The sequence below is a fragment of the Ancylomarina subtilis genome (assembly GCF_004217115.1).
GTDB lineage: Bacteria > Bacteroidota > Bacteroidia > Bacteroidales > Marinifilaceae > Ancylomarina > Ancylomarina subtilis.
The window spans coordinates 990061-1009688 of record NZ_SHKN01000001.1; the positions used below are offsets into that span (position 1 = coordinate 990061).

At 38.6% G+C, this 19628-nt stretch carries 18 protein-coding genes; 1 reads left to right on the forward strand and 17 read right to left on the reverse strand.

Annotation, left to right across the window (positions count from 1 at the left end):
• Positions 1-6: 6 nt before the first annotated feature.
• From EV201_RS04125 to EV201_RS04190, 14 genes are all read right to left on the reverse strand, one after another.
• Positions 7-1359, reverse strand: a complete 1353-nt coding sequence (locus EV201_RS04125) for an aspartate aminotransferase family protein (protein ID WP_130306124.1) — start codon at positions 1357-1359, stop codon at positions 7-9.
• 32 nt (positions 1360-1391) lie between these two features.
• Positions 1392-2042, reverse strand: a complete 651-nt coding sequence (locus EV201_RS04130) for a 3-oxoacid CoA-transferase subunit B (protein ID WP_130306125.1) — start codon at positions 2040-2042, stop codon at positions 1392-1394.
• Between the two features lie 2 nt (positions 2043-2044).
• Positions 2045-2761: a 3-oxoacid CoA-transferase subunit A gene (locus EV201_RS04135; protein ID WP_130306126.1), complete on the reverse strand. Its 717-nt coding sequence runs from the start codon at positions 2759-2761 to the stop codon at positions 2045-2047.
• A 36-nt stretch (positions 2762-2797) separates the two neighbouring features.
• The gene (locus EV201_RS04140) at positions 2798-4342 is read right to left on the reverse strand and encodes a hypothetical protein (protein ID WP_130306127.1); all 1545 of its coding nucleotides are present in this window, start codon (positions 4340-4342) and stop codon (positions 2798-2800) included.
• 274 nt (positions 4343-4616) lie between these two features.
• The gene (locus tag EV201_RS04145; protein ID WP_130306128.1) at positions 4617-5267 is read right to left on the reverse strand and encodes a hypothetical protein; all 651 of its coding nucleotides are present in this window, start codon (positions 5265-5267) and stop codon (positions 4617-4619) included.
• 31 nt (positions 5268-5298) lie between these two features.
• Positions 5299-5901, reverse strand: coding sequence for a hypothetical protein (locus EV201_RS04150; RefSeq protein ID WP_130306129.1), 603 nt, complete (start codon positions 5899-5901; stop codon positions 5299-5301).
• A gap of 19 nt (positions 5902-5920) precedes the next feature.
• Positions 5921-7357, reverse strand: a complete 1437-nt coding sequence (locus tag EV201_RS04155; protein ID WP_130306130.1) for an alpha/beta hydrolase family protein — start codon at positions 7355-7357, stop codon at positions 5921-5923.
• A gap of 324 nt (positions 7358-7681) precedes the next feature.
• Positions 7682-7891 carry a hypothetical protein gene (locus EV201_RS04160; protein ID WP_130306131.1) on the reverse strand — a complete coding sequence of 70 codons (210 nt, stop codon included), beginning with the start codon at positions 7889-7891 and terminating at the stop codon, positions 7682-7684.
• A 215-nt stretch (positions 7892-8106) separates the two neighbouring features.
• On the reverse strand, positions 8107-8337 hold the full coding sequence (locus EV201_RS04165) for a hypothetical protein (RefSeq protein ID WP_130306132.1): 231 nt from the start codon (positions 8335-8337) through the stop codon (positions 8107-8109).
• Between the two features lie 25 nt (positions 8338-8362).
• Positions 8363-8803, reverse strand: coding sequence for a hypothetical protein (locus tag EV201_RS04170; protein ID WP_130306133.1), 441 nt, complete (start codon positions 8801-8803; stop codon positions 8363-8365).
• A gap of 377 nt (positions 8804-9180) precedes the next feature.
• Positions 9181-9423, reverse strand: a complete 243-nt coding sequence (locus EV201_RS04175) for a hypothetical protein (protein WP_130306134.1) — start codon at positions 9421-9423, stop codon at positions 9181-9183.
• A 536-nt stretch (positions 9424-9959) separates the two neighbouring features.
• Positions 9960-11018: an HAD family hydrolase gene (locus EV201_RS04180; protein ID WP_130306135.1), complete on the reverse strand. Its 1059-nt coding sequence runs from the start codon at positions 11016-11018 to the stop codon at positions 9960-9962.
• A 142-nt stretch (positions 11019-11160) separates the two neighbouring features.
• Positions 11161-11892 (reverse strand): hypothetical protein, encoded by a 732-nt coding sequence (locus tag EV201_RS04185; protein ID WP_130306136.1) that lies wholly within the window; start codon positions 11890-11892, stop codon positions 11161-11163.
• A gap of 467 nt (positions 11893-12359) precedes the next feature.
• Positions 12360-13286: a peptidase associated/transthyretin-like domain-containing protein gene (locus EV201_RS04190; RefSeq protein ID WP_130306137.1), complete on the reverse strand. Its 927-nt coding sequence runs from the start codon at positions 13284-13286 to the stop codon at positions 12360-12362.
• Positions 13287-14415: 1129 nt separating this feature from the next.
• Here EV201_RS04190 and EV201_RS04195 point away from each other — a divergent pair.
• Positions 14416-15159: a slipin family protein gene (locus tag EV201_RS04195; RefSeq protein WP_130306138.1), complete on the forward strand. Its 744-nt coding sequence runs from the start codon at positions 14416-14418 to the stop codon at positions 15157-15159.
• A gap of 250 nt (positions 15160-15409) precedes the next feature.
• Here the strand turns inward: EV201_RS04195 and EV201_RS04200 are convergent, their stop codons facing one another.
• From EV201_RS04200 to EV201_RS04210, 3 genes are all read right to left on the reverse strand, one after another.
• Positions 15410-16213, reverse strand: a complete 804-nt coding sequence (locus tag EV201_RS04200) for a Cof-type HAD-IIB family hydrolase (RefSeq protein ID WP_130306139.1) — start codon at positions 16211-16213, stop codon at positions 15410-15412.
• Between the two features lie 635 nt (positions 16214-16848).
• Positions 16849-18195 (reverse strand): sensor histidine kinase, encoded by a 1347-nt coding sequence (locus tag EV201_RS04205; protein WP_130306140.1) that lies wholly within the window; start codon positions 18193-18195, stop codon positions 16849-16851.
• Positions 18185-19549, reverse strand: coding sequence for a sigma-54-dependent transcriptional regulator (locus EV201_RS04210; protein ID WP_130306141.1), 1365 nt, complete (start codon positions 19547-19549; stop codon positions 18185-18187). Before EV201_RS04210 ends, EV201_RS04205 begins: the two co-directional genes overlap by 11 nt.
• Positions 19550-19628 lie beyond the last annotated feature (79 nt).

The window sequence follows — 19628 nt, forward strand, 5'->3', positions numbered from 1 at the left end:
TTATAATTATTGAAGAGAGTCCAATTGTGGTTTAAAGCGTTTAAACATATTTAAAAAGGCCTGGGATAAAATATCAATCTCTTTTTGGGTCATCGCCGTTGAAAACATGCAGGCAAGCGTATTGATCATCATTATTTTTTCCTCATAAAAAAGATAATCCAACATCTCATTGACCAGTACTTTAGCTTCCTGATTTTGATAAGCCTCTCGATAAGTTGTAGGAGCCTTTGATTTTAAATGCAAACGAAACATCGATCCCGCTCCGGTTATAGAAACCGGAACATCCGCAATTTGAATGGCTTCCCTTATTTGAACAATGGCTTTTTGTGTTAATGCATTTAATTTCAACACAGCCTTTTCATCGAAAAGTTCCATAGCAACCCGACCAGCTGTCATACTTACGGGGTTTGCTGAAAAAGTTCCCGAATGAGGAAAAAGAAGTTTGCTTTCTCTTGGATCGAGAACTTTCATAATATCGGAACGACCTGCAAAAGCCCCCACAGGAAAACCGCCACCAATTATTTTACCTAAAGCCGTCAGGTCAGGTTTTACGGTATAGTTTTGTTGTGCGCCAGCATAACTCACACGGAATGTCACCACTTCGTCAAAAGCAAGAAGGGCTCCATTTTTGCGTGTCCATTTATAAATGGCTTCAATAAATTCAGGCTTTCCTGGCATGAGTCCCACACGATGAGGTACCGGATCAACCAAAACACAGGCAATTTCATCAGCGTGTTCATCAAGTATGGCTATGGTTCTTTCAATATCATTGTAGGGATAAACAATAACATCATTTAATGCCCCCTGAGGCGTACCATTGGCGAGAGGAACACTATTCGGATGATTTATATCCCCCCAGTTTGTTGGATTGGCATTTTGACTCACTTCTGCATAATCATAGGTGCCATGATAGGCGCCCTCGGCCTTGGCTATTTTCGCTCGTCCTGTATAAGCACGTGAAGCTTTTATCACGGCCATCACCGCTTCGGTTCCCGAATTGACGAATCGGATTTTCTCAAAGCCCGGCGCCCTGTCGCATAACAATTGAGCATGAAGCACTTCAGCCTCAGTTGCCAGTGTGTATGCCGTTCCTTTCCTAATTTGTTCGATAACAGCATCCACAATCTTGGGATGTGCATGACCATGTATTAATGCAGCCATATTGTTTGCAAAATCCAGTCTCTGAACACCTTCAATATCGGTTACATAACAGCCACTTGCATGACTAATATAATGAGGATAAGGTTCATGAAAAAGCGTATTTCGACTAACACCTCCCGGTATAAACTGACAAGCCTGATTGTATATTTCTTCACTGCTTCGTTTTTGCTTACGAGAAAGAATATGAGGATTATCCATAATTATAAATGAATGAGTTTGACAGAATTTCGCTATTGTTCGTACCGATTGAGTTTGGCATCCGTTATTTTTTGCAAGTCGTCGAAACAAATGCCAGGTGCCATTTCTCTAACATAAAGACCATCTGGCTTGACATCAATAATCGCCAGATTGGTGTAAATGCAATCCACAACGGCCTTTCCTGTTAATGGATAAGTACAGCTTTCAACAATTTTTGATTTGCCCGTTTTTGTTGTGTGCTGCGTGATAACCAATATGGTTTTAACACCAGCAACCAAATCCATCGCCCCACCAACCGAAGGGACTGCACCTGGTTCCCCTGTGGACCAATTGGCAAGATCACCCCTTTGAGACACTTGCAAAGCACCCAGCACACAGATATCAATATGACGGCCTCTAATCATGGTAAAACTATCGGCATGATGAAAGAAGCAGGCCCCTTTTATACTTGTAATGCTCTTTTTCCCTGCATTAATCAATTCCGGATCTTCTTTCCCAACTTCGGGTGCAGGTCCCATTCCAAGCAAACCATTTTCGGTATGATAAATCACCTCTCTACCTTCAGGAACATAGTCTGCAACCAATTCGGGCATACCAATTCCCAAATTCACATAAACGCCATCCGGAATATCCAAGGCCACCTTTTGTGCCATCTCATTCCGATTCCATCCCTTTTTAATCATCTTTAGCTCCATGGGTACCTCCTATCTTCAGCAACAAGTTTGGCTTCATCAGCCGGTTTTGTGATTTCAACAAGCCGTTTGACAAAAATCCCTGGTGTTACCACACATTCCGGATCAATCTCGCCCAGCTCAACAATTTTTCTTGTTTGTACAATCGTCACATCTGCTGCGGTACACATGACGGGGCCAAAATTCCGCGCCGTTTTATTGTAGATTAAATTGCCATAGCGGTCAGCAGCTTCGCATTTCACCAAAGAAAAATCAGCCTTTATTCCATATTCCATCACACAAGTCAAGTCATTAAATATTCGGCTTTCTTTTCCTTCTGCCAAAGGTGTGTTAACCGAAGTGGGTGTATAAAAAGCCGGAATACCTGCTCCTCCTGCTCGTATTCTTTCGGCTAGTGTCCCTTGAGGGACCAGTTCCAATTCAATCTCTCCTTTGGTATACAAATCGGGGAAAACCGTAGAGTTCGCTGTTCTGGGGAAAGAACAAATCATCTTCCTGACGCGTTTGTGTGCAATCAGTGCCGCAAGACCAACCTGCCCGCTTCCGGTATTATTACTGACTATCGTTAGCTCTTTAGCCCCCTGATCAATAAGAGCATGAATGAGTTCAATCGGTGTGCCGGCATTACCAAATCCACCAATCATGATGATGGCTCCATCAAAAATATCTGCGACAGCATCGGCTGCTGATTTTACAATTTTATTTATCATTAGTGGTCTATTAAAATGAAATTGATCAACTTAAAATCATAACTTATTCAGTCTTCTCCCCAAAGCTTCCTGCTTCTCGTTTTCTATCTCGATCAGTTCGTCTTCAAAGAAATGTTTTTCCCCTTCGAAAGGAATGAGTTTTTCAAGCGTGTTTTCCTTCTCATCGTATTTAGCAAGGAAAACCGGATCCATCCATTCCATATTTCTCGATTCGTTGAATTTTAAAGCAAAGACTTTTTGCCCCTGAATATCAAGGGTACCCAGTATAGATATCTTTCCTGCCGATGAGGTCATGGTAATGTATCGTGAAGGTCGATTGATAGAAGGCAATGAACGGTAGATCTTACAGAACACCTTATTTATCTCAGACAAGGGAACCGTAAAATAGTGATGTTCTCCGGTTGGTCGGGCACAATAGATGGAATGGAAACCTACTGAAAGCATCGCAAAGATATTTCCAAGGTCGATCCAGTTTTGTGCAGAACGTTCAATATCCACTTTGCCCTTTTCATCCGTGAATAGACTAATGTGGTTCATCATCGGACTCTGACTCTTTACAACAACACCATATAAGCGCAAACGACGTATGGCAGCAATCGTTGTTGGGTTTAAAACTTCGCGTGGGGTTGAGAAATGCGACATCCAAACCAACTGAACACCATTATCAGTTAAGATTTTAAAGAGCTCCAGAATCTTCTGATAGTCGTGCGTTAAAAACAGATCAGGTTGGTAACTCAATGCTCTCGATCCAATCCTTAAGGTTTTAATATGAATCAGTTCCGGATCTTCAACCAGTGGCATCGCATAGGCTTTGAGTCTTTCGTAGGGCATGTATCCCCCATCACCACCCGTCAACAGCAAATCGGTCACTTCCTTATGCTTCCTCAGGTAATCGTGAACGGGTTTGATATCGATCTGATTAAACATATCCTCGTCTCCTCGTACCTGTGCATGACGAAAACAATAGGTACAAAATGCAAAACAGGACTGAGTCGTTTGATCAAAAATAAGCTGGCATTGCGGGTATTTGTGCTGACTTCCTTCCAGAACAACCAAGTCTCCCTCGTCATTTTCGAACCAGGGTTTGTTTAACTGTTGTTTCCCATCGTGAGGGTTGGTGTTTCTTCTAATATAATCCGTAATTAGACTTTGTCTCTCCTCTTCAGATTTGGCTTCTTTATAAGCCTTAAGGGTTTGAGGGTTCATCATCCCCGGCTGTGGAAAAACGAGCTGAAAAAGAGAATCCTGTTCATAGTTTTTCCAATTAATGGCATTCAATACAAATTGGGTTGCTAAAAAACGATAAACCTGAATAAAAAGTTCACGTTCCAGTTTATACCCTATATCAATACCATGGTGATTGAGTATGTCAACAATTTCACGAAAGCCATTTAATCCCGCATAATGTTTTTGGGTCTTAAACATGAGCTCCCGCGACTCCATTATCGCCGAATGATTGGGATAGTTGGCATGCAGACGATTCAACAGGCCCAGAGGCAACAGGTTTTCTTTTTCAATAATCGAAGAGCTCTCATTACTGAAGTGTTGTCTCTCCAAAATGCTTTTCAAAGTATTTTCCATAATCCATGCCCTTCTTTAGATTCGAAGTCTCTTAAATTTATGAAAATCAGATACACAAAGCAACTTTAAAAGAACTTCTTTATGATCAAAGCACACAAAAGCATCTCACATGATACGGGAAAGACACACATCTATAAGTAAAGAGAAGAATTTCTTTGAAGAGGATATAGCCCCGATTTACTCTCATAAAAAAAAGTGTAGCCTCAGGACCACACTTTTTATACACTAATATAGTGTTCTTATTTTATTTTTTCTGACAATCCTCTATCGGACATCAATTCACTTCAAAAACAAAGGGTTCAACCTGAACATCTTCAGGTAAATTCTTAAACATACTTTTGTCCAGTTTAAAAATCCCCGCTTTTTTCAGAATGATGTTTAATGTTATTTGCTTTGTCCACTCACCATTTACAATTTGTGTTGAACTGGCACGGCCTACAACCTGAAAAATATCGGTCTGCTTTAGCTCTATAGAATAATCTGAAAATGAGTGATTGGTTAATTTAATTTCAGCCTCCCCTTCCAACCTGCAGGTCTTAGGCATAAGGATTTTGACACATTCCATTTGACGCTCAATCCCATAAATACGAACAACATTTGATATGAATTCCCGACCAAGCATCTTGATTTTATAGGGACCAAAGCTATTCGATCCCAAAGCGGTCGGTTTCACCGAGATAAAAGTCGAAAAGTTATTCCCAACATGGTTGGGATTGAATATCGCTCTAAGAGTTTGCGACATGGATGCCCCTTCTTCTTGTTCCAGAGCCTCACATTCAATACCTTCAAGAACAAACCTCAACTTAACCTGATCACCTATAACTACTGTATCCTTAACTGCCTGAACAACAAACTTCACATCATTTTGTCCGTAAACCATTGGAATAAAACAGAAGGATAATACAACAATTAATACGCTTTTCATATCCGTTTTTTATTTGATTATCATTTTCACGCTATCCTATTATTTTCAGATCAGCTAGTCTATCAATAATAAGCATATGCAGATCAATTAAACCACAAACAAAGTTTTTACATCCCGCTTTTCTTTGAATAACAGACAACCATTCTGCTTTTTGTAATTCTAAATCGGTTTTATAGGCTGCAGAATAGATATTGTACTCTAAAAATGCCTCTTGAATCTCTTTCGTTAATAATCTCTTCAGTAAATCCGGCTGAGAGCTTTTAATCAGGTAACGCTTATCGAAAGCGTAAGAATCAACTTCAATTTCGGGTTCACCAAATTTCTTAAAAATCCTTTCAATAAAATCCTCCCAGCTAAGAAGCATGTCAAAATCAAGCCTTGATCTAAAATCCATTTGAAACTTCATCGGTCTGGTATCTGAAACAGAAATATGAATGGTCCATTTTTTATATGGGATCCTAATTTGATGAATCTCTAGCTCACAACCCGAATTGAATTTAATCTTAAACTCCCCATTATAGAGTTTAGCAACCTCTTTCCACATATCACGTTTCGGGAAATTATCGGTATAGCCATAGGATGGTGACTGTAAGATCTCTTGAAGCAAGCTCTTTTCATCTTTTTCTTCTTTCATTTTATAACTTATTGGTTCTTTAATTCGTACCCAAAGAACTTATCTGCTCTTTTATCCAAACCGACATATCATTCAAAACCTCTTCAGAAATGGTTTCTTCGATTGCCTCAACTTCGTCGAGATATCCGGTATGGCAATGCTGAAAGAAATGATTCAGATTTGGGTAAGATTTGATTTTGTAATTGGTTTTTCCACTCGCATTAAAGATGCGTTTAAAACCACTTAAGTTTAAATCAGCTAAAACCTGCGTATCCTTTTCTCCATTAAGAACCAAGAAGGGAGCTTTCACCTTAGGCAGATATTCTGATGGTTTATAAGCAATGAAATAACGAAACCAGGGGATCATCATCATCTTATAACGCGCTAATGCAGGTTTCGTATCAATGGTTTCAAAACCATCTACCGTCTTCATGTCAAAATAGTCCTTTACTTCAGCATCCTGATTTGCAATCCAGGGACCAATCAAAGCTTGCTTAATACTAAGCTCAGCCCGCTTGTCATCCTCCTGGTGCATGATAATATTCAGGGCTCTCTTCTCGAAAGAGATAATACTGTCAACCGTTACAGTAGGCAGACTGCGTATTAAGGATTTCTTTATTTGTGAACTGATAATTCGATCGCCGGATACACCCACTCCAGCCAGGGAAACGATAAAAGCCAAATCGTTCCGTTTCGATCCAATAATAGACGCAATCAGACCGCCTTCGCTGTGACCGATCAAACCAATATTCTGCAAATCCACATCGGATCTGCTTTGCAAATACTTAATTCCCGCAACAACATCCATAGCAAAATCATAAGATGTGGCATTTTTCAATGTCTCCCGACCTGTGCTGGCGCCCACACCTCTGTCATCTACTCGCAATACAGCAATTCCTTGTCGGGTGAGATAATCAGCAATCACTAAAAAGGGTTTATGTCCCATTATGGACTCATCTCTATCCTGCTGTCCGCTACCTGTAATCAAAATAGCCACAGGATGTTTACCTGCTTTTTTAGGAATCGTCAGCGTCCCTGCCAATTGTATACTTTTATCAAAATTGAAATAAGATACCGCCTCTTGTTTATAAGTTAGAGGTCCTCGGGGATTCTGAGGTCTTTTAAGTTCGATTTTCTTTCTCAGTTTCAAAGGAAAGCTTTGACCCGACTGCAACCAATTGCCTTCAATCAAAGTATCGCCCTGATATTCGCCAATAAACTGCGCATGAAGCATACCCGAAAACGAAATCCGAAGGCTATCACCCTCAATCATGCATTCAGAGGATACGTAATCCTTCAGCCCTTGCATGGGCACATCAAGCAGACAGGTATCCTGATCGAGTTTAAAAATTAATTTCAGCTCAAAACCTTGAACGAGCAAAGCGCCCTCCCATTTTGCAGGTTCCCTTTTTGTTGATGCCAGACTCGAAATTGAAAAGCTAAGGACTAATGTTATAAAAATAAGCAGCTGTTTCATCTTTTGTTTCTTTGTTCTACCTGTCCCGACCGACAGGTTTATATTTTGTTATTGAATCTTATTCTTTAAATGCCGACCACTTTTCTCCACCTCTTGGTTTCTGAACGGAGACAATTAACTCCAACACCACCCCGCCAAGCAGAGCTTGGCACCCCTCCTCTGCCGGAGGGGAAACTTATTGACAGCTCCAAATTTTTCTCCTCTTGGTTACAAAGGAAACAATCAACTCTACAGCTTCATTATAAAGACAAGCCTTTCCCCTCCTTTACAAGGAGGAGTACCCGAACGCGTTCGGGGAGGTGGTTCAACTTTAAACTCCAATGACTATTTGAACAGATGATTCGTTTTACGATTCACATTTCGATTTTGTATTCGTATCACCACATAATTTCCCAATGCGGCTATTGATGTTCCAATGATGGTATAATAAATATTGATATCAACCTTCATCAACGAATACATTTCCAGTCCTCGCATAACAATCAATATAATTATGGAGACGATAAAATACCACAAGTTTAATTTCTTGTTCATACTAATCCTTTTTTATCTTAAAATCAATTAAGCTTGCTTTGGCTTCTTCCTAAACAAGGTTACTATTAAAATACCAAATCCAGCCCCATACAATATTCCGTTATAGAGATCAACAAGTTCCATATCAAGACGATCATGATCACCGTCCTTTAAAATACTGATTAATACAGCGGACATGACTAATAGGCATGCTACGATTATTGTATTTCTTTTACTCATCTCTTTTTATTTTGAGAGATGTTAATTGGTTCTGTTCTAACTTGATTATTTACATTTCGTAAAATATTCCCCAAAAAGATTCCAATTCCTGAACCCAGAAATGCACCATAAAGAAAATTTATTAATTCACCATCCAATAGGGTATTCCCATCAATTCTTAGAATTTCAATCAAGAGCGATACTCCAATCAGAACTGCCGAAACAAAAAGTGCTTTCTTTTTAGTCATTCCTCAATTATTTATAATTCTTTATTCAAATAGAATAGATCCCCGTATCAGGATTCAGGCTGTATTCAGCATTATCTATTTCTATTTTCTTATATCTGGTAAATGAACAACAGTCTTCACTGAGTCTTTCAGCATCCACATATAAATCGAATATGTTTTCAGAGCCGATATTTATTCTGTAATTCACAATTTCGGTTTGCCAGCCAATTGTATATATTTCAATCAAATTGATGTTATTTTCATCTATAAAATTGAATTCAACCCGATGGTCTGAGGCATCTAAAATTTCAATATCATCAGGCTTGAACCTACCACTTGTAAACACATTTTCACCTGTACCCTTATCAGTCAGGTTAAATGCAAAATAATTGGGAGGCGTAAAACAGGCTCCACATTCTTCTTCATAAGAACAAGCTGTCATCATGAAAATGATAAGAATTAAAAAGGAGATCATTCGATTTTTCATGGCTCTATTATTTAAGTCAATGTATTATTTCAATCAAATTAACAACACTCTGTCAAACATCTCAATTCATCAGGAGGGGATAATGATTTGTACCATCCCGTCAAGCAGAGCTTGCCACCCCTCCTCTGCGGGAGGGGAAACTTATTAGCCGTTCTAAGTTCTTTCTCCTCTTGATTCCCTAATGGAGACAATCAACTCTACAGCTTCATTATAAAAACAAGCCTTTCTCATCCTTTACAAGGAGGAGTACCCGAACGCGTTCGGGGGAGGTGGTTCTAACTCACCGCTTTTCTTCTCCTACTCAGATTTAACATGAAAATAGCTCCATAGATTAAAACCTAAGCCAAACACTTTTATCCTGTGAATCAAGACTATTTTCAAACTGAATAATCAGAATCAACGGATTCATCTTCTTTCTTCCATGCAAGGAGACATATACCTCCCCAAATAATAAGAACAAGGAAAATTCCAACAAACAATAAACTCTCAGCCTCATCCATAGACAAACCCATAATTACGAAAAGGTACAGAGCCCACAACGAATCAAGCACAAGCTGACCAAGCCAGTAAGCTATTTTGCCTTTTCTACTTAATCTTTTTAAGAACAACTTATCTAACATGATAATATATTTAAATTAATCGTACTCATAGAATCACAACTCACCAAATTTATGAAAATTAGAAAGCAAACAATAAATCAGGATAAAGTAAAACTCAAGTCATACATAAAATAGAATAAATCTATACAATTATACTTCGACAAGATCTCAACTACACTCGATATGGCAGCTTGGTAACCGTACTCGATGCAATGGCTCAATAGTTCACTCATGCTCTATTCAGTCTTTTCTATCTCTTGAAAGCTAAATCTTTTATGGATATAAAACTAAAGGACGGGCTGAGGAAGCAGAAAAGGAAACGATTTCTCCTCTTGTTGCAAGTCCAAAGTCTACTTTAAGCCCCTTCGGGGTTTGGGGTCTATGTTTAACGCCTGGCATAAAAAAGCTGTGGCACTCCTACCACAGCTTAGTCCTGACTTCTTTAAAATTCAAGCTTTCGTAGAGCTTAAGCTTAATGTTTTACAAAAAACATATTTGCTTTATGCAACAGTTGCAAATAAGACGTCCTGTTTTTGTTTTATTTTCTTACAAGACATCTATTTTATAAATACTGAATTATATTTAAAACACTCACTCATATTTGCTATGTACCAGCCTTGTTTATTCATAATTTCTTTAAAAATATCAAAACTCCAATTCTGTGAACAATAAGGTTCCTGATTCCAATTTTCACATACTTTGTAACTAGTTTTATAGGCGGGATACGCTTCTTCCATTGAATCTGAATCGTGGTTAATCAGAACACAAAGTGTAGGGTGCTTTGTATTCGATGAAGTAAGCGAGAACATGTCAAAATCATTGACCGTATTACCAAAAGCAAGTATCGGCTTTTTGCCTATACGGTTGTATATATTAATCGCTTTACCTGATGATACATTTGAAAGAAAATTTTCAGAATCAATATAGAACTCGGGACCTTTGCCTTTTAAATGGGTAATGGTTTTGTATTTTTGTAGTGACCCAATAATGTGAGATGGAGGCAATTGATTGAGTGTTTCTACATTTTTCACAATCCCCCAAATAAACTGTTGTGATGAGCCTGAAACAATATAGATCTGAAATTTATTCACTAGCAAATAGTGAATGAGTTCGATCATAGGTTGGTAAAACTGCTTACTCAACACCCGATCTTCCGGATTTTCTTTTGGTATGCAGGAATTGACAATGGTCCTGGTATTTCTGGTCGTTAAAGCGACAATTGAATCAGAAACAATGCTACCGGGTAAATATCCATTAAAGGCATTGAGGACTGCACCCTGCAGTTGTTTGACACTATCACTACAGTTGGGAATTCGTCCAAATGCAAGGTCATATGCAAAATACAGTTCCATTGAAAAAGGACGTTCACAGGCAAGCGTTCCATCCATATCAAATACAGCAATTCGATCGTCTTCAGGTACAGCATCAGAACCTGAGCCCGTAACTTTTTTCACATAATCCACAAGGATATTTATTGAAAACGTCGTATCAATCCTGGTCTCATTCCACGAAGAAAGATATTTCTTTATTGTTTTTTTATTTTCACTATGTCCAGGGTTTGAACTACTGACAAGTGTTGAAATAGCAATAAGAACAAAAAGAATATTTTTTTTCATAATTCCGAATTTTAGTGAACTATTGTTTAATTGTAATTTAAAACGCAACAACAAATTAAGCTGCATACCTAGAACAGGTCATTAAGATTCCCTTTCTTTTGTTTATATTATTCACACTCTCTTTTTCACTTTCGAACAGACATTATTGAAAGTCAGCAGCTTTTTCTTTCTTATCGTCTGATGTATTTTGCAAGCCGCTAATTTTATCGAAAGTTGATATAAACTCTGGTTCTATTTTTTCCCATCTGGCTAAGGCCTCAGGGTATCCCAAATTTAAATAGAAACAATGTTCCTTAGCTAAACCAGCCCCCCCGCTATTATCCGATTCATCATTCCAACTATCTGCATAAGCTTTAACATTTTTCAAACCTCCAAGACGGTTTTCAGCAAGCCATGTAACGATATCTCCCATTGGTTTAATCTCCGGAATATTCTCATCAATGCTAAAAACAGTATTACTTGATTGATGTAACATGACATAGAAACCATAATCTGCTCCCCAAGGGTTTGATCCAATTACGATATAGTCTTTCATTGATGTACTTGGACAATTGTTATCACTAAAAATACCAGGCCACCAATCCGGATCATCCATTATGGTATTCATACTTGACTTATCAAATCTCACCCATGTATCTATAGTCGAAAGAGTTGCTTCGGGACAAAAATCAAGATTGCATCCAGCTGGAATGTTTAATGCGCTGTAAATGCGAATTAATTCTTTAAGCCTGGGTTGAAGTATAACATCTTCTTTAATCTGGAAAGCTTCAATTTGTTCTGCACTTGCTCCCGGTACCAACATAAATGAAAACGGAGACCAAAATGAGATTAGCTCATCCCATGCTTGTTTAGGTGTTGTTAAATTTTTATTCATTATAGAAAATTTTAATATTAAAAAAAGGGAATCTCCTCATATAAAACCACCACATATTACCTTAACCGGTATGTATACCCACCTATCACATTCATCTCATCTACCAAACACAAAGGTTTTTACTCAAAAACAAAAATCAATCAAAAACAAGTATTGTATTTAAAGTCTATTAAATTTATGAAAAACAAATAGCATACAATGAATTAATACACAGTAAAATAGATGGAATACATAAAATAGAATAAGTCTATATAATTATGATACTTCGACAAGATCAGGAAACAGAAGAGGAAACGATTTCTCCTTTTGTTGCAAGTCCAAAGTCTACTTTAAGCCCCTTCAGGGGCTTGGAGTCTATGTTTAATGCCCATTAAAAAAAGCTGTGGCACTCCTACCACAGCTTAGTCCTGTTCGTTTTATCAGAATAGACCACCAGCGTAATAAAACAAACAGATTTCTCTTAAAATTTATTCAACTGGCAAAGTAATCTCTAAAGGAATAGCCTCCATTTTTAAATTCAACCTCCTTTTTTCCGAAGCATATCGCCTAATCGGAACATAAAGCGTTTTATAGTTGATGTTCTCAATTATGAGTCGCTGCTCGCCCGCAGGGAAAGATTTAAATCTAAAGGTCCCTTTATTGGTAATATCAGTCTCCATATCAAGTCCTTCAACCTTTACAGAACCTAATGAAACAGGCTGATTTGTTGCCTGATCGGTTAAATACCCAATCAGATCGTAAGAATGGTGAACACCTTTGGCTTTTTGTCGTGTCGCAAAATAATGGTTGACAAATTCAGGCTCGGTTGCGCGTAAGTTTTCGATACTGCGATCGAGCTCTTTGCTCAATAGGCTATTGGTCTCTTTCATGAGCTCGGCAAAACTCTCCTGCGCTTGTTTCATATCTTTCTTCATCAGAATCTGATCCGAACGGCTTTGTGTAAAAGCATTAAAAACAGACTCCAGGTTTGCCAGGCTGGCTTCGGTAATTGAAAAAGCTGCCAATTCGGTCAGGTTTGCCTTAGCTAGTTCAATACACTGATCGGTAAATGCAATCAGATCAACTTCTTTATCACGTTGTAATTTCGATTTTGAGGTATTCACCAAAACCAACATTTTTACATCCTGTTTGCTATTGGCAAAGCAAACCAGCGCATTGGAAAAAGGATAAAGCTGATCAATTAATGTCTTTTTTAAACTCGCCTTTACCTCGGTTAACCAAACTGTGGGTTGGTCAATTTTTTCCCTCAGGCTCAAAAGCCTGCTTAAGGAAATTCCAAACCTATCGGCTTGCGCTTTAGTTGTCACATTGGTTTCGTACCGAGACTTATTCTCAATCAACGTCTTATTCGTTTCCGCATAAGAATCCAGCTTTAAATTGTTATACGTATTCATCTCAAAGTGTTTTGTGCCGTAAAATTCAATAGAATAAACACCTCTTTTGGGGATTGAATCTCACTGCTGATTCATAATAGAAAAAATTAATTTGTATTGATTGTTCATGTATGGGAATTGTGTTCAGATTCTCCACAGAAGCCTTTTATTCAGAAGATTTTATGTGTTTCATAGTTTATAAACATCCGATATTTTCCAAAAGATTTAACATGTATTGAAAACCATTTAGTTCACATTGAATCCTATTCTGCATGCTTCGAAAGTCATTTTGCTGTTAATGAAACTGATTTTCATCTTTTCAAAAATCATTTTCTTGCTTTCGAATCTGATTTTCATCTTCCCGAAAAGCATTTAGCTGCTTTCGAATTGCTTTTTATACCCATCGAATTTGATTTTGCTTTTTTCGAATAGCATTTAGCAGCCTTCGAATTCAATTTCGTTCTCGTTGCAAAGCTTAAAGCTCTTTCTGAATTGCATTTTGTTTTTTCTGAAAAGCATCAAGCAGCTTATGTACGCTTTATAGCAATCATCTCGTTAAAATAAGCCTTAGAAATATTGCTGACAACGAACATTGTCGAGGGGAGTGACTCAGCAAATTGGAAATACTTTGAATAGCGTTTCTAAAGTATTTAGAGAGCAACTTACAGAACAAAACTTCATCTTATAATCTGCAAGCAAGTCCGCCATGGTGGTTGAATTGTAGATCTAAGTTAAAGAATAATTTCTTTAAACTCCAAATAAAAATGACTCTTAACATCAAAAATGTGTCATTTATCACACAAAAGCACCTATTCAGAACAAAGCCAATAGGCAGATTTTACGAGGGATTTCCAAATAAACTGGATGCTATCATTATTTTTTCACCCCATACACAATTGTTAATACCCAAAGCTAAGAATAAAGACAAAAACCATTATTAAAGACTGAATTGATGGTGTATAGAGGAATCAAAATCCAATTAATACGGGAGAATTATTTTGCTCCTTTATAAAAAGGCAAAACAATTTGGCTAAAAAACACCCGCTATGTATGCAAAAACAAATTTTGTCCCAGCTCGCTGTTTTCGTAAATTTATAGTAGCAAACTTAACTCTTACAATAAGATTATCAATCATTTAAAAACAAGCCTTATGAATGCTCTATTACTTTTCAGCCTTGCTTTTATTGTATTTTTATTAAGTGGTATCCGAATCATTTTCGAATACAAAAGAGCTTTGAAATTCCGATTTGGGAAATACGTCAAGCTACTTAAACCAGGCTTCAGGTGGGTGATCCCTCTGGTTGAAACCATTCAAATTGTTGACATCCGTGTGATTACCATTAACATCGATTCACAGGAAGTGATGACCGAAGACAATGTACCTTGCAGTATAGATGGGGTTGTTTTTTTTAAGATTGATGATCCCGAAAAAGCCGTATTGGAAGTTGAAGAATTCAAATTTGCCATTATGCAGCTGGCTCAGGCCGCCCTAAGAGATGTGTGTGGAAAGGTTGAACTCGATACGATTCTATCGAAACGAGAGGAAATGGGGAAAAACATTAAACACATTGTTGAACAGGAAACTCAGGCATGGGGTATTATCATTATCGACGTGAAGATTAAAGATATTCAGTTGCCTGAAAACATGAAACGGATGATGGCCAATCAGGCTGAAGCCGAACGCTCACGCAGAGCTCGAATTATTCTTGCTCTGGCCGAGGAACAAGCTGCTGAAAATTTATTGGCCGCTGGTAAACTCATCGACAAATCACCTTCAGCTATTAAACTAAGGCTTTATCAAACCCTGGCCAATATTGCCTCTGAAAAGAACTCAACCATTCTTTTCCCATTCCCGGAGGAGGTTTTGCCAAGGAATACAAAAAAGGAGGAATAGGTGGTATTTGCTCGTACCTCAAATTAATATGACTTTCCAGGAAACTCATAAGCCCCTTCATGAGTTTGGGTGAAGAATGTAAACAAAACGAGACCTGACAGGTTTATAAGCAAGACGCAAATAAACCTGTCAGGTCTGTGGTAAACATGGTTGAAACAGAAAAAAGCCACTCACAGACTGCAAGTGGTTTGTATTTTGTTTTTATGAATCTATAGGCGTTTTCGAATTTCAAGTCGTTATCTCTTCCCTCTTAAACCAGAATATATTTTTCGACCACCTCGGCAACACCATGATTATTATTGGAGGCCACAATAAGATCAGCTCGATCGCGAAGTTCTGGAGTCACATTATCGACCCAAACGCCCAAGCCGGCATATTCGACCATGCTTAAGTCGTTGCCAGCATTGCCTACAGCGATAATCTCCTCACGGCTAATACCTAGCTTCTCAGCCAAACGGGCAATACTTGCTGCCTTATCAATTCCCTGTGGCATCACCTCAAGGAAAAAAGGTTTCGAAAGAGCGACACTCTCATTAGGTTTCTCTTTCTTCAATTTGGCTTCAATAGTTTTCAGATATTCAGGTTCCTGCAACAACAGACATTTAATTGCCGATCCGGTCACAGCGGTCTTAAAGCAGTCAACTTTATTGAATTTCATCTGCGTTAGCTCAACCTCCACATCGATGTATTTCGAGATGGATTCACTGATGATGCTATCGGAAGTATAGGTAATGATATCCACATTATTCGCCATACTAAAATCGTGCAAACTGTGTATTTGCTCTTGAGAAAGGCTCTGCTCAAAAATATTTGCCTGCTGAGTTAAATCGGTAATCACCGCCCCATTGTATGAAATGATATAGGAACCGTATTTTTTTAAATCGAGCTCCTCGGCATACTGAAGCATAGCAGGCGTTGGACGTCCTGAAGCCAAAACGACATAAACACCCTGCTCCTGTGCTTTCATGAGCATTTCTTTGTTTCTATCTGATATGCTGTGATCGTCACGCAAAAGCGTATCGTCAAGATCAAGCACTAACATTTTATATTTCATCTGTTTACAATTGTCTGTTTTTGCCACATGCCACTCAGCATGAGCCTATCATCCTACCCCTGTATATAAAACTTACCTGTCATGACCGTTTCATCTGTCCTGAAAACATTATGAATGATCACAGGCAATCCTGACCTATGAATATAGACCGTCATGATTCTGTCTGATAAAATTCCGGGAATGGCTCCTTTTATCTCACTATTCTCCTCTCTCCTTCACAAATCCACTCTTCTCTTATTGGGGAAACTGATTTTAGAGATCGCAACCCATTTTCTTGAGATATGGAGCCTTGAGGCTTTCAATTTTCAGCCTGCGAAAGTATAAACAAATATCGATTTAGCGGCAAGAACAACTGTTCTATTTGCAAATCAGGGCGTAAAATAAAAAAGGTGCAGCCTTTCGACCACACCCGACCTATTTTAACCCCATTAAAATAGATACAAAAAATCCTTATCTCGCTTAATGATGCATTGTTTAAATACATCGACACGAAAAACATTTTTTTAATAAATCCTTGTCGTTTTGGACAAAAACAAATACAAGTATTTTTAACTTTAGGTTAGATGAAAGAATTGCACAAAGGTTGCGTTAGGATCTAAAAAAATATATATATTTTTTTTAGCTATGACTCATAATCAATTATACGACGGAAAGTTGAGTTCAACCTTGCAGCCTTCACCATAAACAGACTCCAACGAAATTTTAGCCTGATGCAAACGCATAATTTGTCGGGTAATACTCAAACCAATACCCGAACCATTCTCTCGTGTCGTGAAAAAGGGCACAAAAATATTTTTGATATCATCTGCTTTTATTCCTACACCATTATCAATGATTTTTATCAGGGTATTTCCCTCATTGGCTCTGCTGGCAAGCACCTGTAGAATCCCCCTATCGGTAATGGCATGTTGCGCATTCTGAATCAAATTGACCAAAACCTGAACCATGAGTTTTTCATCAGCCTCTATTAACAGATCATCTTCTTCGATAGAAAAGTGGTAATCAATTTTTGTATCATCATCCAGGGCGAGCAAAGCCTTAACATGCTCAAACAGATGTTTTAGACTGACCCTTTTTAATTGGGGTTTTGGTATTCGGGTGAGTTGACGGTAGTTATCTACAAAGTGCATCAAGCCCTCTCCTTGTTCCTGAATCACTTGTAAACCCAGTCGGGTTTTAGACAGGTTTTTCTCTCCTATCACACTTTCAGCATCAATCTGAGAATACGTTTGAACAAGTGTTTCTGAAAGTGAAGTTAAAGGCGCAATGGAATTCATAATCTCATGCGTCAGGACGGATATTAAACGCTGCCAGGACTCCAGCTCTGTGGCATCCATTTCACTTTTAATATCAGTGAAAGAAAGCAATTTCCAGTTTTCATTACCGAGCTTGATACAGGTACAGGATACAAGCAAATGCAAGGTTCTTTGTTTGACTTGCGTTTTTAAGACCCGACTCTCACCCGCTTTTATCCTCTGAAAAAGTTCAACCAAATTGGGATCCGTTTTCAATAAGGCTTTTATACTCACCAAATGATGTACTCCCAATAACTCCCTCCCCTTTCGGTTGATCCCCTCAACCATGCCCTGAGAATTAAAAGTCAGGATGCCCACGGCTGCATTCTCTATAATGGCATCACTTACAATCTCCTTCTGTTGGTATTTCATGCGAAGGTCTTTAATAATCTGATTCACCCCTTGCATGCTTTCTCGCAAAGCATCAAAGGATTTTCCTTCACCATAATGCTGCAGGTTGAGTGCCGTTTCATCATTTTTAACCGCCAGAAAAAATTGACTCAGTAATCGATTCGTTGAATTCAGATCGTGTAGCATACGGTAAAACAAATAAAGAATCAGAGCCATAGGGGCAAGAGCTAAAAGTGGGTAAACACTCACCCACAACAACCAGCCCATAGAAACAGAAAGAAGCACAATCAAACTGAGTTTCAATATTAATCGCACAAAGAGTTTCTTATAAATCATACTTCTTTAGTTTATTATAGAGTGTCGGACGGGTCACACCCAATTCATTTGCAATACGACTCATATTCCCCTCGTGATGCTCCAGGGCCAAAGCAATGATTTCCTTTTCCATATCAGCCAGACTGGTTGCTTTGTATTTCCCATTCCCCTTAGGGACTTGATGAAAAAGGAACTCATCTGCCATCAGTTTGTTGTTATCAGTAAGAATCACGGCCTTCTCTATGGTATGCTGCAATTCTCTCACATTACCCGGCCAGTTATATTGTATCAGCTTATCCAGAGTCTTTGACGAAAAGCACAGTTTAGGTTTGTCGTACTTTTGAGCATACTTACGCAGATAAAACTCAGCCAAAACGGCAATATCTTCTCCCCGTTTGCGCAATGGCGGCACATCAATATGTATGGTATTGATTCGATAGAGTAAATCTTCACGAAATTCCCCCTCGGCAACCATTTGTATCAGGTTTTTATTCGTGGCACAAACCAAACGAATATCAATCTCTCTGATTTGATTATCCCCCAAACGAATCAGTTGACGGGTTTGCAAAACGGACAGGAGTTTTGCTTGCATAGGCAAAGACAAATTACCAATCTCATCGAGAAAAAGGGTGCCACCCGAAGCCAATTCGAATCGGCCTGACTTATCGGCTTTAGCATCAGTAAAAGCACCTTTGACATGCCCAAACAGCTCACTCTCGAATAAGGATTCGGATACGGCGCCCATATCAACTGTAATCAGTGCAGCCTCCCGCCTTGCTGACTGGGCATGAATTTCACGAGCGATCAGCTCTTTTCCTGTGCCATTCTCACCCAATATGAGAACATTTACATCAGTAGTCGCAACTTTTTGTATAATCCTGTTTAAATTGAGCATAACCTTTGATCGCCCTATCATTTGAGTTTCACTCCGATTCAACACCTGGGTTAAACTTTGCTTCTCACCTTCCAGCCGATCAATCTTCTGTTTTGATTGCCGCAACTGAATAGCTGTTTGGATGGTCGTAATCAATTTTCTGTTATCCCAGGGTTTCAAAACAAAGTCCACAGCCCCTAACTTAATGGCTTTAACGGCCAGTTCCACATCGCCATATGCTGTCAATAGAATAATACTGAGCTTGGGATCGTGTTCCACTATTTTAGTCAACCAATAAATGCCTTCGTTACCCGTATTCACGCCTGCCGAAAAGTTCATATCCAACACCACGACATCAATCGCATGATTCTCCAGTGTACTCAACAGACAATTGGGATTAGATAAGGTGATCACCTCATCAAACTCATCCTGAAGCAGGAGTTGCAAGGCCACCAGGACGGATTTTTGATCATCAACAACTAAGATTTTTCCAGTAGACATAATTTCATAACTTTAGCTCATCAAATGTAAAAATAAGAAGCAAACCAGTCAACATAGTGTAAAATATTCTTACAGTCAT